We start from the raw sequence: 16,965 nt of genomic DNA on the forward strand, positions 1-16,965 counted from the left end.
ACGTCGCACGCGTACAGACCGTTGAGCCTGAAGCGACGGGCGTGGCTGACGCTCGGCGCCGTGGTCCTGGCCGGAGGGGGCGTGGCGGGCTACGCCGTGGCCGACCCCGCCGCCGGCCCGGCCGCCGAGGGGCAGCCCAAGCGGCCCGTGCAGGTGTACCACCTGGCGCTGAAGGGCACCGCCAGCGGTGAGCGCGAGCTGCCGCGGACGGACACCGAGCAGTTCTCGCTCGTCGGCGTCACCTGGACCGGGGCGCTGAAGAAGCTGGAGGGCACCGCGCAGGTGCGCACCCGCAGCCTGGAGACGGGCGAGTGGAGCCCGTGGCGCAATCTGGAGCTGGACCTCTCCCCGCCGGACGAGCCGGACGCGGACATGCGCGGCACCTCCGCCCCGATGTGGGTCGGGCCCTCCGACGGCATCGAGGTGCAGGTCCTGCACGAGGACGGCACAACGGGGGTGCTGCCCAAGGGACTTGACGTCACCATGGTCGACCCCGGTGTGGTGACCGAGGCCGAGACGAGGATGAGCGCGCCGCAGCCGGCCGCGTTCGCCGTGCAGCCGGACATGGCGCCCGTGTCCTCCACCGCGGCGACCGCCGAGGGGACCACCGTGCCCCAGCCGCCGGTCGTCAGCCGCGCCGAGTGGGGCGCGGACGAGACGCGCAGCCCGGACCCGTCGGAGTACAACCCGGACGTGAAGGCCGTGTTCGTGCACCACACGGCCGGCGCCGAGTACGACTGCGCCGAGTCGCCGGCGATCGTGCGGGGCATCTACGCGTACCACACCGAGCCCGACAACCCGAACACCCAGGCCAAGGAAGGCAACGGCTGGAACGACATCGGCTACCACTTCCTGGTCGACAAGTGCGGCCAGATCTTCGAGGGCCGCAAGGGCGGCATCGACAAGCCGGTGCTCGGCGCGCACACCTACGGCTTCAACCGTGAGTCGACCAGCGTCTCCGTCCTCGGCAACTACGTCTCCGGCGCCGCCTCCGACGCGGCCCTGGCCTCCGTCGCCCGGGTGGCGGCCTGGAAGCTGAGCCTGGCCGGCGCCGACCCGGCGGGCACGGTGGAGCTGACGGCGGGCGCGACCCAGAAGAACTACGCCGGCACCCAGTTCTACGCCGGCAGCAAGTACCCCTTCGACCGGATCTCCGGCCACCGCGACGGCATGCAGACGGAGTGCCCGGGCAACTCCCTCTACGCCCAGCTCCCCAAGATCCGCACCTGGGCTGCAGGCCCGGTGCAGGACCTGAAGGTGACCTCGCTGACCGGCGCGACCGCGTCCGGCTCGACGTACTACACCAAGAGCTCGGTGACCGTGCGCTGGTCGTCGACCACGCCCGCCTCACTGATCTCCCGGTACGAGATCCTGGTCGACGGCGCTGTCGTCGCCACCACCTCCGGCGCGGGCTCCGCGAAGGCGGTCACCCTGACGCCGGGCAGCCACACCGTCGCCGTGCGGGCCGTGCACGTGTCCGGCAAGCCCGTGGAGACCACGCCGCAGACCGTCGTCGCCGACACCACCGCGCCGACGTTCACCACCACGCCGAAGCTCTCCCTGCGCACCGGCACGGTGAACACCGCCGCCGTCCCGGTCACGTTGAACTGGAAGGCGACCGACGACAAGGCGCTGCGGCAGGTGCAGCTGACGTCCCCGCAGACCGCCGTCTTCAGCGCCGCCGCCACCCTCTCCAGCCGCACGGTGGCGTCCGGTACGGCGTCCACCTGGACCATGCGGGCGACCGACTACGCCGGCAACTACCGTGACGCCTCCGCCGCCTACACCCCGGTGATCCTCCAGGAGAGCTCGGCGGTCAGGTCGGGCAGCTGGACCACCCGTTCGTCCACCAGCTACCTGGGCGGCAAGTCGTACTCCAGCGGTGCGAAGGGCGCCAGCCTCACCTGGACCTTCACCGGCCGCTCCGCCTCCTGGGTGGTCTCCCGCGCCTCCGGCTCGGGCCAGGTCTACGTCTACGTGGACGGCGTCAAGGTCTCCACGGTCGACCTGAAGTCGACGAGCACGCTGTACCGCCAGGCCATCTGGACCAAGACCTGGTCGACCAGCGCCAAGCACACCGTCAAGATCGTCGTCGTCGGCACCGCGGGCCGGCCCACGATCACCACGGACGGACTGGTCTACCTCAAGTGATACGCGCGTGAGCGGGCAGGGGACGGCGTCGCGGAACTTCCGCGGCGCCGTCCCCTGGTGCATTCCACGAGTGGTGCATTCCACGAGAAATGAAAAACAGGCCGGGGCCCGCGCTGCGAGAGCGCGGGCCCCGGACCCGTGGTGTGCGTCAGCCTCAGGCGGGAACGATGTTCTCCGCCTGCGGGCCCTTCTGGCCCTGCGTGACGTCGAAGGAAACCTTCTGGCCTTCCTGAAGCTCGCGGAAGCCGGAGGTGGCGATGTTCGAGTAGTGGGCGAACACGTCGGCGCCGCCGCCGTCCTGCTCGATGAAGCCGAAGCCCTTTTCCGCGTTGAACCACTTCACGGTGCCAGTTGCCATACTGAGTCTCCCTTGGAGGCAAGTGTCGGAAACCGCACTGTGCGGATCCCGAGTCGCCGCGATGATCGCCCTCCGGTGATACCGGAAAGATCCGGAAGACTTCGCAAAGAAACTCCGGCAATCAAAACTGCAACAGTTATCACGCTAACACAGGCCGTCGCGGACCGCCTGCCATATTTCCATTTCTCAGCCCAAGGGATTACGGAAATTAAAGGCGTCCCGAGGGTAATTCTGCAACGGCGAAGGCAGTTATCCGAGCGTCCGGCCGGGCGGCGCGGATCAGGCGTCGTCGGAGCCGTCGAGCCGGCGGCGCAGCTCCTCGTTGCGCCGCAGCGCGTCCGTCAGCTGGTCCTCCAGGGCGATGATGCGGCAGGCGGCCTCGACCGGCGTGCCCTGGTCGACCAGCTCACGGGCGCGGGCCGCGATACGCAGCTGATGGCGGGAGTAGCGGCGGTGACCGCCCTCCGACCGCCGCGGAGTGATCAGTTTCGCCTCGCCGAGGGCCCGCAGGAAGGCGGGCGTGGCGCCGAGGATGTCGGCGGCCCGGCCCATGGTGTACGCGGGATAGTCGTCGTCGTCCAGATGGTGGTGGGGAGAGTTCTCGGCGGGCATGTGCAGCCTGCGGTCCCGTCTGTGTGATTCTCTGATGCCCCAACCCTAGCGTCGCCGCACCCGAAGAGGTGGAGCGGCGCCGACAGGTTTCCGCCCCGCCTCGGGCCTCCCCCCACGCCGATCCGCAGAGCCGGCCGATGTGACCAGCGGCACATTCCGGCGCTGTCAGCTTCGGTGGCCCTCCGTTGTCTTGTGGATGACTCAGTCCCGTCGGCAGGAGGTCGACATGAAGACCGTAAGGATCACGGTGACCAGCCCGCGCCCGCGCCCGCGCCCGCGCCTCGCACCGCCGCCGGCCCGCCGCGCCGGTGAACGGTCCGCGAGGCGATGACCATGGGGCTCACCCACCTGGGGATGACCGCCGACCAGGAACGGCTGTACCGCTTCCTGCTGCGCAGCCCGTGCGCGGAGCTCGACCGGGCGCGGGTCGAGCTGGGCATCCCGGACGTGGCGCAGGTCGCCGCGGAACTGCGGGCGTTGGGGCTGATCCACGGGGAGTGCACGGTGGCCACCCCCGCGGCCGCCGTCGACCTGCTGGTGCGCCGGCGGGTGGAGGAGGCCCAGCGGCGGCTGGCCGAGCTCAGCGTCGCCTGGGACGTGCTCGCCGAACTGGCCGAGGAGCACCGCAGCGGACGCAGTGTGCAGATGGTGGAGCATCTGACGGACGCCGAGTCCGTCACCTCCCGCATCCAGGCGCTGCTGGACCGGCGGCCCGGTGAGCTCGCCCATCTGAAGACACGGCCCCGCGAGCCCGAGGCCACCTACGACGGCAGTGCGTTCACCCGGCTGCTGTCCCTCGGGCTGCGCAGCCGCACCCTGGTCTCCGCGCACGTCCTGCACGAACCCGGTCAGGAGGACTACGCGCGGTCCCTGCACGCCCTGGGTGACCTGCACCGCGTCACAGATGAAACGTTCCGGCACATGGCCGTGGTCAACCGGTCCGTGGCGTTCGTCCAGGCCGACCCCTCCGACCCGTGGGCGGGCGCGCTCCAGATCCGCCAGCCCGGCCTCGTGACCGTCCTCGTCGAGGTGTTCGAGGGCATGTGGTCCCGGGCCAGGGACCTGGACGACATGCCGCTGTCGGCCGTCGAACGACGCGTACTGCACGCCCTGACCCGCCACGCCACCGACGAGGCGGCGGCCCGCTCGATCAACGTCTCGGTACGCAAGTTCCGCGCGCACGTCGCCGATCTGATGCGCAGGCTCGGCGCCAACAGCCGATTTCAGGCGGCGCTGCGGGCGAAGGAGCGGGGGTGGTTGTGAGGGGGAGTGCGGGCGGGGGGCAGGAGGGGGGCTGGTCACGAGGGCCGGGCAGGGGGCGCGGGCGGGTCTGGGGGATGGTCTGCGCTGAGGGCGAGGGGGGAGAGGACGGCCGGCCGTGCGGGCGGTCAGGGGCACGGCCGGCCGTGAAGGCGGTCAGGAACGACCGAGGGCGACGAGGACCTCCTGGGCCGTGCGGCGGGCGGAGGCCGGGTTCTGTCCGGTGACGAGCCGGCCGTCACGGACCGCGTTCTCCGCCCAGTCGTCGGCGGCCACATGCTGTGCGCCCTGTGCGATCAGCCGGTCGGAGAGCACGAACGGGACGAGGTCGATCATCCCGGCGGCGATCTCCTCCGCCTTGGTGAACGCGGCGACCCGCTTCCCGTCCACCAGATACGACCCGTCCGACAGCGTGAGCCCCACCAGCGCGGCCGGCCCATGACACACGGCCGCGACCACGCCGCCGCGCTCGTAGACGACCCGGCCCAGCCGTGCCAGCTCGGGATTGTCGGGGAAGTCCCACATCGTGCTGTGTCCGCCGACGAAGAAGACGGCGTCGTAGCGCTCCGGGTCGACGTCCTGGGGCCGCGCGGTGTCGGCCAGCCGGGAGGCGAGCCGGCTGAAGAAGGCGGTCTGATCGGGGTCGTCCGGATCGACCTCGTCCCGTGGCGGCTCACCGCCCTGCGGACTGACCAGGTCGACCTCGCAACCGGCCGCGTCGAACACGGCCCACGGATGGGCGGCCTCGGCGGCGTTGAATCCACCGGGTCTGCGGCTGTCGCCGAGGGTGCCCTCGCTGGTCAGCACCATGAGAAGGCGATGGGTCACTGCGATGTCCTCGGGTCGCGTGGCGGGCGGGGGAGCCGAACCGGCAGCTGATGCGCGGGCGCGTTCACGGCCGGGCCGGTCCGACGGGCCGGACGGGTCCGGTGCCCGCGCCGGACTGTGTGATCGCGGTGGTGATGTCGGTGAGGTCGGCCGGGGTCAGCCGGAGGGTCGCGGCGCCTTTCCAGCCGTCGACCTGTTCGGGGCGGCGGGCGCCGACGATGGCGCCGGTGATGCCGGGCCAGGCCAGGGTCCAGGCGATGGCGACCTCGGCGACGCTGGCGGCGTGCCGTGCGGCGATGGGCCGCAGCGCCTCGGCGAGCTGGAGGTTGGCGGGCAGGTGGGTGGTGAAGTCGGCGTGGGCGGAGCGCCAGTCGTCGGCGGGCAGCGCGGCGGCGCGTTCGGCGGTGAAGGTGCCGGTGAGCAGCCCGGACTGCAGCGGCGAGTACACGATCACGCCGGTGCCGTTGGCGTGGGCCCAGGCGATCTCCTGGGCGGCGGAGCGGTTGATCGCGGAGAACGGCGGCTGGACGGCGTCGACGTGGGCGATCTTCTCGGCGCGTTCGAGCAGTTCGACGGAGTGGTTGGACAGTCCGATCGCGCGGACCTTGCCCTCGGCCTTGAGATCGGCCATGGTCTGCCAGTACTCCTCCAGCGGTGTGGCGTTGGGGGAGAGGGCGCCATGTCCATTGCCGGCGTACTCGAGGGACTCGCCGGTGTCGGGGTAGTGGACCTGGTAGAGGTCGATGGTGTCGATGCCGAGGCGGCGCAGGGAGTCCTCGACCTCGCGCCGCACGCTCTCGGGCTTCATGATCCGCCGGGGTGAGGCCAGCGGATCGGCCGGGTCCCAGACCAGTCCGGCCTTGGTGAAGACGTACGGCCGTTCCTCCTCGGGCAGCGAGGCCAGGGCCCTGCCGACGAGTTCCTCGGAGTGCCCGAGCCCGTACACGGCGGCGGTGTCGATCCAGTTCACCCCCGCCTCCACGGCCCGCCGGATCGCGGCGACCGACTCGGCGTCATCGGTGGCACCCCACCCGAAACGCCACCCGCCCCCGGCCACCGCCCACGAACCGAAGCCGATCCGGGAGATCTGCATCCCCGTCCCACCCAGTTCCCGCATCGTCATTCCCCGGTACACGACGTCCTCGGACACGTCCCTCTCCTCACGAACTCGGCACAGGAGCGGCGCCCCACCGACCTCGACCGCCGCTCCCGACCAGCGTCGCCCCGCCCCTCCCACCCCAACAACCCGCGAAAGCTGCACAGCACGCTGCAGGAAACTGCACGTCGGCAGCGCCCCTCGCCGGTCAACCGGCCGGGGAGACGGCGTCGTAGAGCCGCCCGGACACAAGAGCGCGACAGGTCCCCCTGCTTCTGCGACCGTCAGCAGCCCGGCAGTTCGCGCCCCTGCGACTTCCGTGCCGCTCAGTCGGGCAGCCCGGCGATCCCGTAGACACGCAGAGCGGCCTCGGTGGCAGCCGCCACGTCCCGCTTGTCGAAGGCTTCGGCGAGAGCGGTTCGGTCGCTCTCGTCGAGGGTCGTCGGATCGGGGACACGGATCTTCCGCAGATACTGCGCCTGGAAACGGAGGGTGCCGCCACGCATCCTGACCGCGTACGCCCCCACGAACGCCTCCGCGACCCTGGACAGCAGGAGGCCACCGAGTACGCGCATGTCCCAGACGTCCGAGACGATGAAGTACAGGTTGTGGTGAGGGTACAGACCACCCTCGTCGAGGACCGGATGGATCCTCAACTTCATGTCCGGGAACAGGAGTTTCTGGCGACGGGTGAGCCGGTGGTCGACCTTGTCGATGGTCTTGTACCAGCGGTGCGGCTGCTTGGCCGCGACATAGCGCTTGCGCAGCGCCTCACCGTGCCTGCCCAGGTAGGCGGCGAGACGCGGGTACGCGTCGAGGTCGACCAGGTCGCCGTCGGCCGTCCAGGGATTGACCAGATAGGTGCCGTCCCAGTCGATCGTGCCGCTGGTGGTGTCGCGCACCATGGCCATGGGGAGCAGACGGTCCTCCTCGACGAGACCGGCGTCCTTGGTCAGGAAGATCTTGTCCGCGCCGGTCGCGATGCCGATCCCGACCCTCGTCCCGGTCGCCGCGTCCTCCAAGGGCCGGAACCGCTCGGTGAGGTCCTCAAGCACCGCGAGCCGCGCCGGCGACGCGGCCGGCCACGAGTCCTCCCCCGGGAACCACTGCGGCATACGGGCAGCCTGGTACGCGTCCGTGGCGACCGTCGCCGGCTCGCCCTTCAGATACCAGTCGGCGAAGTCCCGCGCCTGCTGCGCCCCGAAGGACCGGTTCGTGTCCGCGGCGACCGCCGCCCCCTGAGGCCCGTTCGAGATCAGCGTGATCGCGGGATAGGCGGAGACCTGCTCCTCGAACGCGTCGACGTCGTGCATCACCAGGGCGAGGTCCATGCTGAAGTGCCGGGTCACCATCTGCCGCAGCCGTCGTCCGTACTGGTTCCGCATCCAGCGGTCGGCACAGATGAACCCCAGCCGCCCGCCCCGGTTCAGGCTGCGCAACGCCACCTCGTAGAACCCGATGTAGATGTCGGCCCGGCCGCCCATCGTCGAGCAGGCCCCCCGGTACGCGGCCATCCGGTCGTCGGGAACGTCTTCCAGCCGGATGTACGGAGGGTTGCCGACGACGTAGTCGGCACGATGATCGTCGTCCGCCTGCAGCAGATAGTCCCCCCGCCTGACCCACGCCGCGGCGACCCTCCTCGCGTCCTCGGGCCCCCAGCCCTCCCCGCGCAGCGTCTCCGCGACCAGCGCGCGGCTCTGCTCGACATTGCGGTCCAGCAGATCGAAGGCGCGCACGGCGCCGACCGCATCGGTGAGGGGCCGCCGGTGCGCCCGGCAAGAGGCACTGATCCTGGACGCGACGACCCGCAGGAACGCGCCACCCCCGCAGGCCGGCTCCACCAGCCTCACCTCGCAGAGGTCCTTCTCCGCCGTGTAGCCGAGAAGGTCCAGGATGAGCTCGACCACCCAGGCACGCGTGAACACCTCGCCGTGCTCCACGGCCTCCTGCAGAGACTCGGGAAGGGAGAGGTCGTCGGTGCCGAACAGCGCGATGGTTGCCACGCAAGGACACTACCGCCCACCCCCACGGAACCCTGGCTCCCCTCCACACCCTGTAGTCACGCCATGACAGGGAGCGAACGAGTGAGTAAGTAACTAAATAAAGGAGGTGTCCGCCCCCCGGACCGCGTGCCGGACCGATGCCCTAGCGTGGGCGAGCGCGTTTGATCACCCGGACCCGAGGACTCGAACGCGTCACGGACGGAAACCGACAAGGGGGGCGTGTACGGAGATGGAACCGACCTGGGACGACGAGGCGCTGGCGCAGGCCGTGCAGGAGATGTGGGCGGCCCGCGCGATAGCCAGCGACCTACGAGCCGGGAAGCACCTGATCCCCCTCGAGAACCTGGTCATCGACTACGCCAGGAGAATCTGCAAGGGCACGCCCATCACGTTCCTGCAAGGCAGGGAAGCCCGCGTTCCGGGGTTCTACCGAGCACGCAAGGACTGGGACGTCATCGCCCTCGACGGTGACCGTCTGGTGTTCGCCATCGAGATGAAATCCCAGGACGCGAAGAAGGTCGGCAACAACTCCAACAACCGCAGCGAGGAAGCGGTCGGCAGCGCGACCGACCTCAGGCTCAGCTACGACAAGGGCCTCCTCGGAAAGAAGGTCGACGGCTTCCACCCCTGGCTCGGCTACGTCCTCATCCTCGAGGAAGCAGAGTCCACCACCCGCGAAGCCCCCCACCAACTGACCGCCGCCTTCCCCGTCGACCCCACCTACGGCACCAACCCCTCCTACGCCCACCGCTACCGCGTGCTGTGCCAGCGGCTCCTGGAGACCGGCATATACGACGGAGCCTGCTTCCTCCTGTCCGGCACCACCCCCGCAAGCCCCCTCAGACAACCGCCCCCGAGCACCGGAATCGACTTCCCCACCTTCATGCAATCCCTCACCGACCACCTCACCAAGTACTGCGCCAACCGCCCCTCCTGATTCCCCCGAGCCAGACCCCTGCCGCCAGGACGCCGAGCCGGGGCACGACACCACCCCCGAGCCCCGCCCAGCGGAGCCCGTCCCGCGCCCCGCAAGCACGACAGAGGCCACACACCAGATGGGGTATGCGGCCTCTGAACAGCGAGGGGGTGGCGGGTGTGGCGCTCACCTGCACTGACGGACCCCGCAGGCGCTTGATGCTCTACCCCTGCTCAGCACCGGGCCCGCCACCTGCTCTTGCTGCCTGACTATCGATCAGCTGCGCGTCGGTCGTCGTGACTCGCAGGCTCATCCTCACCTTGACGACGCTCGGCATGTCCACGCATCGCCTGGACAGCCCGACGCCATGAGTTCAGGACATCAGGTAGCTGATCCAGCGTGCCCTTGATGGCAAAGAGCGCCACGGTGATCACGCTGGAGATCGTCAGTGTGGCGAGGATCAAGCTGTCGCCCAAGGTTCCGGCCTCTCTGAGAGTGGTCGGACCTCCCAGCGGGAGCAGTCCGACCATGGCTGCGATGGTCGAACTGGCTTCCCGCCGGCACAAGAATGCAGTTCGGGGCTACGGCCCCACGTTGATGCTGCGGTACTGCAAAGGGGGGCGGCTCCGAGGAGCCAACAGGGCCCGACAGGGAGTGGTGCCGGCCACTGCTCCTGCAGGCGTCTGCTCTTCCTGGCACCCCAGCGTGAAGCCGGGCCGCCCAGGGCGCGGACAGGTGACGCCGAGGGCGCACCTGAGATTGCTTCGAAACCTAGCGCAGACTGCTGATGCCTCACCAGTTTGGGCCGTTTGAGCGCGTAAGCAACTGACATATGGCATCATGCGCCCCCGTCGCTGCGGTGCCGATGGGGGCAGCCCTCTCGCAGTCAGACCACGGGGGAAGGGTCTCACTCATTGCTGAGCCTCCTGAGGTTCACTGCCCACCTGGTCGCCCTCGCCGGGAAGCCTGTGCCGACCGGGCCGGCACTTCGTGGGCCCCAAGCAGGAGCGACACGGATTCCTCGGGATCACCCTCATGCGGTCGCGCCCGACCCGGCCCTGCCTCCCGGTGATCCGACTCCGTCCCCGGCAGTGCCCGTCCCGGCCGCCCTGGTCGACCAAGTCTGCAAGATCGCCAGCGACCACCTCGCTCGCCCTGGATCGCTGGCGGACACCGACCCCTTGCGCACGCGGCTTGGCTTCCGCCTCAGCGACCCGAACGCTCGCCCTGCCGGCGCGCTGCGTCGTGGTCCTCCAGCAGCACTTCGAAGATCAGGGGCGGGAACCGGTTCGGTGCTGGCGACATCCGGAGGAACGCGGTGCGTTTTCTCCGTCGTGCCTTGTTCTGTACCGAACGGAGTCGGACGGTCGTCAGAGCGATCCGGTGTGCGAGTGAGCTTCTTCCACCGGGACTGGGGCACGGCGAGCGCCTCGAGACGTCGCAGTTAGGCAGGGCATGGGTTTCTACGAGGACACCCTTGAGGTCCTCCAGCTCGTCGCGGACTTTGTCGAGCAACTCGTCGGCCTCGAAGGTACGCATGCCTTTTGTGCTTGCTCCCCCAGAGGATTTGTCCTCGGGGAGCAACTTGGTGCCAGCGGGTCAGGCGACGCGGGGATATCGGGTGGCCGGGTGCTCGGAATTCGCAAGTGCCGGTAGGGGAGTTGATGTCAGGCTGCCTGATATGTCCGACTAAGCCTTGATTGATGTGGCCGCCCTGGCGGCCTGCTCGATCTTCGCGCGGTAGGCGGCACGGGCTTCCTCGTCGATCGGCTGCTCGTATTCGGCGCGCACCCCGGTCCGGCCGTCGAGGCCCTCGCGCAGGATGTCGGCGTGCCCGGCATGCCGGATGGTCTCGGTGAGGACGTGGAGCATGACGGCGAACAGGTTCGTGTTGGGATAGGGCTCCGCCCACCACGGCACGTGGCCGGGGGCGTCGAGGGGAAGCTCGTTGATCGTCGCGTCCGAGTGTTCCCACGTGCGCCGGTAGAACTCGATGATCTGATCGCGGGTCTCGTCCTCGGTCGCCCACTGATCGCTGCCGTCGGAGTCCTGCCACCGGCACAGCGGTTCCGGGGAAGGGCGGTCGAAGACCTCGCCGAAGTACCTGGCCTCGACGGTGGCCACGTGTTTGACCAGGCCGAGGAGGTTGGTCCCGGTCGCTGTCAAAGGTCGGCGGGCGTCGTATTCCGACAAGCCGTCGAGTTTCCAGAGCAGCGTATTGCGGTCCCGCCGCAGTCTCCCGTGCAGGTTGTCCTTCGCGAATTCATCGATCATGCGGAATGAGCCTTCCATGGGCTGTTCGTGGTCTCAAGATCCCGTACGTGGTCCGCAACGGCTGGCAGAGCCGAGGCTCAGGACTTGCCGTTCTCGGATCCCGTTGAGTAGTTCGGGACGAGGGCCGGGGAGGTGGGCGGGTGCCAGGTGAGAATCCAGCCGGCGGTAAGCACCGCCGCGCCGCCTGCCAGGGCGATTGCGTCGCCTGTTCCGATGCCTGCGGCCACCGAGCCGAAGCAGGCCGGCCCGACGCCCTGCAGCGTCATGCTGCCGGAGCCGAGCAGACCGAAAGCCTGGCCCTGGCCATCCTGCGGCAGGGCGTCCAGGAACGGCCGTTGCAGGCCGAGACCGTAGGCCAATCCGAAGCCGCAGAGCAGCAGCAGACAGGACGAGACGCCCACTCCGGGCTCGGTGGCGAAGCCGACCAACGGCAGTCCCGTCAGCGCGATCAACGGGACTACCAGTTGCTCCCGGATGGGTGGCCGTAGCAGTCGACCCACCAGCAGGTCACCGACCAGCATGCCGATCGGCAGACAGCCCATCAGCACCGCGTACCAGCCGGGCGCGAAGTGGCGTCCTCCCGCGTAGGCGACGATCAGACCTTCCGCGCCGGCTACGAACGCGGGCGGTAGCCACTGGGCCAGCATCAGTCGTCGTACCGTGTGTCCGCGCAGCAGCAGGCCGGCACCGTGCAGGCTTGCCCGGACGGCCCCGCCATCGCCCCGGGCGCTGCCGGGTGTGCCGCCGAACTCTCCCGGCTCCAGCCGGGGTAGCCGGATGCGGATGGCGAGGGCGCAGCCGAGGTAGAGGGCGGCGCTCACCGCGAGCGCCCGGTGCGGGCCGAGTACCGCGACGACCGCACCTCCCAGCGCCAGACCGAACAATTGCGCGCCGGAGGAGGCGATGTTGTTCAGTGAACGGCCCAGTACATAGGCGTCGCCCTTTAGCCACTGCGCGACCAGCCGACTCGACGCGCCGCCGAACACCGGTGTGGCGAGGGCGACCAGCGCCACGACACCGAGGCTTGCCGCGATCGGCATCTGCACCAGGGCGAGCAGCAGGGTGGCGGCGCACTCCAAGGCGTAGCCGCCGGCGATGAGCGCGCGGGGCGGCAGTCGGTCGGCCAGTGAGCCCAGCAGCAGCGAGCCGAACAGCTGCGGGAGAAAGCCGATGCCGAAGGCCAGTGCGCTCAACAGCGCGGAGCCGGTGGCCGCGAAGACCAGCACCGAGAACGTGGTGATCCGCAGCGAGCCCGCAGTGATCGCGACGGCGCGGGTCGTGAAGAGCAGCCGGAATCGCTGCTCGGCCAGCACCTCCCGATAGGTGGCACGGTGGTTGCCCTGCGCGGGTTGGGCGGTTGGGGTCATGACGCGCAGCCTCGCCGTGCGCCCACACCACTCACCAATGATTCGTCGCTGGACGAATCGGAACAGACGTCCGGCGGTAGCATCGCAAGGTGCTCCGCTTCGAAGTCTCCGTCGAGGACCTGCTGCGCAGCCGCTTCGCACTATCGCCCGCGCTGGACCTCTGCTTGCTGCTGCGCTCGCTCGCCGGGCAGGACCGGCCGCTGCCGGGAGCCTGGGCCGCCCGGCTTCTGCCGGCCTTTGAACGGCTTCGCCGCGAGACCGAACTGGACGCCGTCCTCGCTCTGCACAACCCGCAATCCGGACCGAGCTTCGTCGCCCCGCCCCCCCGCGGCCTCAACCAGACCTGGGCAGACGACCTGGCCATGATCCGGGCCACACCGCTGGAAGCGGCCCGCCACGAAATCGCCACCACCGCGACCGGCCCGTCCGCCCGTGATCCCCGCGTACGCGCAGTGCTGGACTCCACGGACGCCGTCTCCAGGATCGCCGAGGTGATGGACCAGGCGTGGCACGAACTGCTCGCCACGGACTGGCCGCAACTGCGCGCGATCTGTGAGCGCGATGTCGTGCACCGGGTGGGTGTGATCGGCGAACACGGATGGGCCACGACCATCGAGAGCCTGCACCCGGGCATCGCCTGGCACGCCGGCGGTCTCGAGATCGGCTTCTTCCGAGGCGGAACAGTCCGCCTCGCCGGCGACGGGCTGCTGCTGATCCCTTCGGTCTTCGTCGGGCATGTCGCCGCCCACCTGGACGCCCCCTGGCCCAGGACCTTGGTCTATCGTGCTCGCGGCACCGCCGCCCTGTGGGGCGAACAGGCGACCGTCCCCCCACCGGACGCGCTGACCGCTCTGGTCGGCCGGGCCCGAGCCCGGCTGCTGTTGGCGCTGGACGTCCCGGCCAGTACCAGCCACCTCGCCCGAAGCCTCGCCATGGCACCCGGCGCGGTTGGAGACCACCTCGGAATCCTGCGAGGCGCGGGGCTGCTCGTCCGCGCCCGGTCCGGACGGTCGGTGCTCTACCGGCGCACCCCGCTCGGCGAGGCGCTGGTCGCCGGTTCGGGCTGAGCCCGTACGCATAGGGCCGACGGTTGTCGGCTCGTCCTCAGTCCTGGCCGGGGAGGGGGGCGGTTTGTCGAGCAGGCCATCCGTGCAGTCCGTGGCGACGCCTGGGCCGACGGCCCACGATCACGTCCATGGGAGCCGCCGGGGAGCCGGATTTCGAACTTGGCTCCCAAATGGCTCCCAAAATGGCCCCCGGAACCACTCAGGGGCCCGACCCGCTAAGCGGATCAGGCCCCTGACCTGGTACTTCACTGTCGGGGTGGCGGGATTTGAACCCACGACCTCTTCGTCCCGAACGAAGCGCGCTGCCAAGCTGCGCTACACCCCGATCGTCGCTGCTTGTCGCGGCGACGACGTTTACTTTAGCCCACTGGTGGCTGGAGACGAAATCCGGTTTTGGCGCGGTGGCGGATCGGGTTGGGGCGGAGGTGGTCGAGGGCGACGAGGAGGACGGCCAGGGCGTAGAAGGAGAGGCCGAGGAGGAGGGCGTTGCCGAGGATGCTCTTGTAGCCGTGGGCGTCGACGTCGAGGAAGGAGTAGAGGTAGCGGCCGGGGGTGCCGGGGAGGAGGAGTTCGCCGCGGATCAGGGAGAAGGCCAGGTAGGCGGCCGGGTAGAGGAGCCAGGCCGGTGCCTGGCGGACGTGCAGGCGGCCGGGGGCCGTCAGGAGCAGCCAGTCCAGGACGGCGGCCGCAGGGGCCACCGTGTGGAGGATGTGGTGGGCGACCGCGTGCCAGCCCGTCGGTGCCGCCGCGGTGTCCGTCATCGAGAACGGGGTCGCCGTGTTCGCCAGCACCAGGTGGTACACCAGCGCGGCGATCACGACGTAGAGCAGCGCCGCTCCGGTGACCGCGCCCGGCAGCGGGCGGCGGGCGGTCCAGGCGCGGCGGGCCGAGACGACGAGGGCCAGGGCCAGCAGGATGTTCGCCTGGACGGTGAAGAAGCTCAGGACGCGCAGCGGGCTGCTCAGGAGCAGCTCGATGGTCACGCCGCCGGCCGCCAGAAGCGCGATCAGCAGGCGGAAGACGGCCGTGAGGGGCCGGCGTACCGGCGCCACCACGGCCGAGGCCGGGACGGGTGAGGGCAGCAGCGCGGGGATGCCCGGGACCGCGGGGAGGTCCGGGATGTCCCTGGGTATCGGGGCGGTCATACCCTCACGCTAGGCAAAACGGGCAGATCGGGCGCGGTGGGTGGGCCGTGTGGGGTACGTCCCCTTCCCTGGCGAGGGGTGGCCCGCGGGCGGCCCCGCGGGTGCCCTCCCGCCCTACTTCCGGCCGACCAACGTCAGCAACGTCGCCTCCGGCGGGCACGCGAAACGTACCGGCGTGTAGCGGTTCGTGCCGCAGCCCGCGGAGACGTGCAGATGGGCCGTACGGCCCCCCGCGGTGTGCGTCGACAGGCCCTTGACCCGGTCCGTGTCCAGGTCGCAGTTGGTGACGAAGGCGCCGTAGAAGGGCAGGCAGAGCTGTCCGCCGTGGGTGTGGCCGGCGAGGATCAGGGGGTAGCCGTCGGCGGTGAAGGCGTCCAGGCTGCGCAGGTACGGCGCGTGGACCACGCCCATCGCGAAGTCCGCGTCGCCCGAGGGGCCGCCGGCCACCCGCTCGTACCGGTCCCGCTTGATGTGCGGGTCGTCCACGCCCGTGAGCTCGATCGACACGCCGTCGGCCTTCAGCACGCCCCGCGTGTTCGTGAGGTTCAGCCAGCCCGCGGCGTCGAAGCCGTCGCGCAGGTCCTCCCAGGGGTTGTGGATCGCGCCGACGACCGGGGCGTTGCCGTTCAGGCCGTGTCGCCCCTGGACCTTCTCGATCAGATAGCGAGCGGGGTTGCGCAGCCTCGGTCCGTAGTAGTCGTTCGAGCCGAAGACATACGCCCCAGGGAACTCCATCAGCGGCCCGAGCGCGTCCAGCACCTCCGGCACGCCCTCCGTGTCGGACAGGTTGTCACCCGTGTTGATCACGAAGTCGGGGCGCAGGCCCGCCAGCGAGCGCAGCCAGCGCTGCTTCTTGCGCTGGCCGCTGACCATGTGGATGTCGGAGACATGCAGGACGCGCAGCGGTCGCATCCCCGCGGGGAGCACCGGGACGGTGACCCGTCGGAGGCGGAAGGAGCGGGCCTCGAAACCCGCCGAGTAGACCAGACCGGCGGCCGCGACCGCCGTGATGCCGAGGGGTACTCCGTATCGCGCGCGCATGTGTCCATCGTGTCAGACCCTGCGGGTACGTCCGGACAGCCTCCCTCCCAACGCCCGTCCCGGCACGGCCGTTGACCGACCCGACGGCCTCCGGAGCCCACGGCCTGCCGGAGCCCCCGCCTCCCGGAGCTCCCCGGTCTCCCGGCCGCCCCGAGCCCGCCCCTCCCGGAATCCCCGCCGCCTCGGCACAGCTCCGCCCCTCAAGGAGCCCCGGCCGAGCCCCGGCCGAGCCCCGGCCGAGCACAGCCCCAGCACAGCCCGGCCCCCGCCCCGCCCCCACCCCGCAAAACCCCCGCCCGCCGGAAATGCGCGGGCGGTCCTCCCTCCGTACCTGCGACAATCAAGTCATGACCACGCTCAAGTCGAAGCTGCAGGAAGACCTCAACGCCGCGATCAAGGAGCGCGACGAGCTCCGCTCCTCGACGCTCCGGCTGACGCTCGCCGCGATCACCAAGGAGGAGGTCGCGGGCAAGGAGAAGCGCGAGCTCTCCGACGACGAGGTCCAGAAGGTCCTCACCCGCGAGGCGAAGAAGCGCCGCGAGGCGGCCGAGGCATTCGCGCAGGGCGGCCGCGCCGAGCAGGCCGAGCGGGAGAAGGCGGAGGGCGAGGTCCTCGCCGCGTACCTGCCCAAGCAGCTGTCCGACGAGGAGCTGGAGCAGATCGTCGCCCAGGCCGTCCAGGAGGCCAAGGCTGCCGGTGCCGAGGGCCCGAAGGCCATGGGCGCGGTCATGAAGATCGTGAACCCGAAGGTGGCCGGCCAGGCCGAGGGCGGCCGCGTCGCCGCCACGGTCAAGAAGCTGCTCGCGGGCTGACCGGCCAGGTCCCCCGCCCGCCCAGCGGCAACTAC

General features: G+C 70.2%; 16 protein-coding genes and 1 tRNA gene. 5 read left to right on the forward strand and 12 right to left on the reverse strand.

Going from position 1 to position 16,965, the window contains the following annotated elements:
* Positions 1–27 precede the first annotated feature (27 nt).
* Complete coding sequence (locus tag ACSU6M_RS18535; RefSeq protein WP_437075206.1) at positions 28–2,151, forward strand: peptidoglycan recognition protein family protein; 2,124 nt, start codon at positions 28–30, stop codon at positions 2,149–2,151.
* A gap of 154 nt (positions 2,152–2,305) precedes the next feature.
* On the opposite strand, the gene ACSU6M_RS18540 is transcribed toward ACSU6M_RS18535, so the two are convergent.
* Both ACSU6M_RS18540 and ACSU6M_RS18545 read right to left on the reverse strand, forming a co-directional pair.
* Positions 2,306–2,509 (reverse strand): cold-shock protein, encoded by a 204-nt coding sequence (locus ACSU6M_RS18540; RefSeq protein ID WP_053661143.1) that lies wholly within the window; start codon positions 2,507–2,509, stop codon positions 2,306–2,308.
* Positions 2,510–2,788: 279 nt separating this feature from the next.
* The gene (locus ACSU6M_RS18545; RefSeq protein ID WP_437070867.1) at positions 2,789–3,121 is read right to left on the reverse strand and encodes a MerR family transcriptional regulator; all 333 of its coding nucleotides are present in this window, start codon (positions 3,119–3,121) and stop codon (positions 2,789–2,791) included.
* A gap of 333 nt (positions 3,122–3,454) precedes the next feature.
* On the opposite strand from ACSU6M_RS18545, the gene ACSU6M_RS18550 reads away from it, so the two are divergent.
* Complete coding sequence (locus ACSU6M_RS18550; protein WP_437070868.1) at positions 3,455–4,384, forward strand: LuxR C-terminal-related transcriptional regulator; 930 nt, start codon at positions 3,455–3,457, stop codon at positions 4,382–4,384.
* A 153-nt stretch (positions 4,385–4,537) separates the two neighbouring features.
* Here ACSU6M_RS18550 and ACSU6M_RS18555 read toward each other — a convergent pair whose 3' ends face one another.
* The 3 genes from ACSU6M_RS18555 to ACSU6M_RS18565 form a co-directional block, all read right to left on the reverse strand.
* Positions 4,538–5,209, reverse strand: a complete 672-nt coding sequence (locus ACSU6M_RS18555) for a type 1 glutamine amidotransferase domain-containing protein (protein WP_437070869.1) — start codon at positions 5,207–5,209, stop codon at positions 4,538–4,540.
* A gap of 64 nt (positions 5,210–5,273) precedes the next feature.
* The gene (locus ACSU6M_RS18560) at positions 5,274–6,359 is read right to left on the reverse strand and encodes an aldo/keto reductase (protein ID WP_437070870.1); all 1,086 of its coding nucleotides are present in this window, start codon (positions 6,357–6,359) and stop codon (positions 5,274–5,276) included.
* A 272-nt stretch (positions 6,360–6,631) separates the two neighbouring features.
* Positions 6,632–8,308, reverse strand: a complete 1,677-nt coding sequence (locus ACSU6M_RS18565; RefSeq protein ID WP_437070871.1) for an Eco57I restriction-modification methylase domain-containing protein — start codon at positions 8,306–8,308, stop codon at positions 6,632–6,634.
* Positions 8,309–8,537: 229 nt separating this feature from the next.
* Here ACSU6M_RS18565 and ACSU6M_RS18570 point away from each other — a divergent pair, with 229 nt between their 5' ends.
* Positions 8,538–9,245 carry a PaeR7I family type II restriction endonuclease gene (locus tag ACSU6M_RS18570; protein WP_437070872.1) on the forward strand — a complete coding sequence of 236 codons (708 nt, stop codon included), beginning with the start codon at positions 8,538–8,540 and terminating at the stop codon, positions 9,243–9,245.
* 248 nt (positions 9,246–9,493) lie between these two features.
* Here the strand turns inward: ACSU6M_RS18570 and ACSU6M_RS18575 are convergent, their stop codons facing one another.
* The 4 genes from ACSU6M_RS18575 to ACSU6M_RS18590 all read right to left on the reverse strand — a co-directional run bounded on the left by ACSU6M_RS18575 (position 9,494) and on the right by ACSU6M_RS18590 (position 12,865).
* Positions 9,494–9,754, reverse strand: coding sequence for a hypothetical protein (locus ACSU6M_RS18575; RefSeq protein ID WP_437070873.1), 261 nt, complete (start codon positions 9,752–9,754; stop codon positions 9,494–9,496).
* A gap of 676 nt (positions 9,755–10,430) precedes the next feature.
* The gene (locus ACSU6M_RS18580) at positions 10,431–10,763 is read right to left on the reverse strand and encodes a hypothetical protein (protein ID WP_437070874.1); all 333 of its coding nucleotides are present in this window, start codon (positions 10,761–10,763) and stop codon (positions 10,431–10,433) included.
* 150 nt (positions 10,764–10,913) lie between these two features.
* Entirely contained in the window at positions 10,914–11,498 is a 585-nt protein-coding gene (locus tag ACSU6M_RS18585; RefSeq protein ID WP_437075208.1) for a DinB family protein, read from the reverse strand.
* Positions 11,499–11,575: 77 nt separating this feature from the next.
* Complete coding sequence (locus ACSU6M_RS18590) at positions 11,576–12,865, reverse strand: MFS transporter (protein WP_437070875.1); 1,290 nt, start codon at positions 12,863–12,865, stop codon at positions 11,576–11,578.
* 89 nt (positions 12,866–12,954) lie between these two features.
* Here ACSU6M_RS18590 and ACSU6M_RS18595 point away from each other — a divergent pair, with 89 nt between their 5' ends.
* On the forward strand, positions 12,955–13,932 hold the full coding sequence (locus ACSU6M_RS18595; protein ID WP_437070876.1) for a winged helix-turn-helix domain-containing protein: 978 nt from the start codon (positions 12,955–12,957) through the stop codon (positions 13,930–13,932).
* Between the two features lie 251 nt (positions 13,933–14,183).
* On the opposite strand, the gene ACSU6M_RS18600 is transcribed toward ACSU6M_RS18595, so the two are convergent.
* The 3 genes from ACSU6M_RS18600 to ACSU6M_RS18610 all read right to left on the reverse strand — a co-directional run bounded on the left by ACSU6M_RS18600 (position 14,184) and on the right by ACSU6M_RS18610 (position 16,118).
* Positions 14,184–14,257, reverse strand: a tRNA-Pro gene (locus ACSU6M_RS18600).
* 34 nt (positions 14,258–14,291) lie between these two features.
* Positions 14,292–15,077: a Pr6Pr family membrane protein gene (locus tag ACSU6M_RS18605; protein WP_437070877.1), complete on the reverse strand. Its 786-nt coding sequence runs from the start codon at positions 15,075–15,077 to the stop codon at positions 14,292–14,294.
* A gap of 114 nt (positions 15,078–15,191) precedes the next feature.
* Positions 15,192–16,118, reverse strand: a complete 927-nt coding sequence (locus ACSU6M_RS18610; RefSeq protein ID WP_437070878.1) for a metallophosphoesterase — start codon at positions 16,116–16,118, stop codon at positions 15,192–15,194.
* A gap of 347 nt (positions 16,119–16,465) precedes the next feature.
* On the opposite strand from ACSU6M_RS18610, the gene ACSU6M_RS18615 reads away from it, so the two are divergent.
* Complete coding sequence (locus ACSU6M_RS18615; protein ID WP_437070879.1) at positions 16,466–16,930, forward strand: GatB/YqeY domain-containing protein; 465 nt, start codon at positions 16,466–16,468, stop codon at positions 16,928–16,930.
* The last annotated feature ends 35 nt before the right edge of the window (positions 16,931–16,965 follow it).

Origin of the sequence: Streptomyces sp. enrichment culture, from assembly GCF_964272895.1 — a bacterium.
In the GTDB taxonomy this organism is placed as follows: Bacteria; Actinomycetota; Actinomycetes; order Streptomycetales; family Streptomycetaceae; genus Streptomyces.

What these genes read in the sequence shown, in the direction of transcription:
- ACSU6M_RS18540 (WP_053661143.1), bottom strand. Translation starts at nt 2,509, where the DNA reads ATGGCAACTGGCACCGTGAAGTGGTTCAACGCGGAAAAGGGCTTCGGC.
- ACSU6M_RS18545 (WP_437070867.1), bottom strand. Translation starts at nt 3,121, where the DNA reads ATGCCCGCCGAGAACTCTCCCCACCACCATCTGGACGACGACGACTAT.
- ACSU6M_RS18550 (WP_437070868.1), top strand. Translation starts at nt 3,455, where the DNA reads ATGGGGCTCACCCACCTGGGGATGACCGCCGACCAGGAACGGCTGTAC.
- ACSU6M_RS18570 (WP_437070872.1), top strand. Translation starts at nt 8,538, where the DNA reads ATGGAACCGACCTGGGACGACGAGGCGCTGGCGCAGGCCGTGCAGGAG.
- ACSU6M_RS18575 (WP_437070873.1), bottom strand. Translation starts at nt 9,754, where the DNA reads ATGGTCGGACTGCTCCCGCTGGGAGGTCCGACCACTCTCAGAGAGGCC.
- ACSU6M_RS18580 (WP_437070874.1), bottom strand. Translation starts at nt 10,763, where the DNA reads ATGCGTACCTTCGAGGCCGACGAGTTGCTCGACAAAGTCCGCGACGAG.
- ACSU6M_RS18585 (WP_437075208.1), bottom strand. Translation starts at nt 11,498, where the DNA reads ATGATCGATGAATTCGCGAAGGACAACCTGCACGGGAGACTGCGGCGG.
- ACSU6M_RS18590 (WP_437070875.1), bottom strand. Translation starts at nt 12,865, where the DNA reads ATGACCCCAACCGCCCAACCCGCGCAGGGCAACCACCGTGCCACCTAT.
- ACSU6M_RS18605 (WP_437070877.1), bottom strand. Translation starts at nt 15,077, where the DNA reads ATGACCGCCCCGATACCCAGGGACATCCCGGACCTCCCCGCGGTCCCG.
- ACSU6M_RS18610 (WP_437070878.1), bottom strand. Translation starts at nt 16,118, where the DNA reads ATGCGCGCGCGATACGGAGTACCCCTCGGCATCACGGCGGTCGCGGCC.
- ACSU6M_RS18615 (WP_437070879.1), top strand. Translation starts at nt 16,466, where the DNA reads ATGACCACGCTCAAGTCGAAGCTGCAGGAAGACCTCAACGCCGCGATC.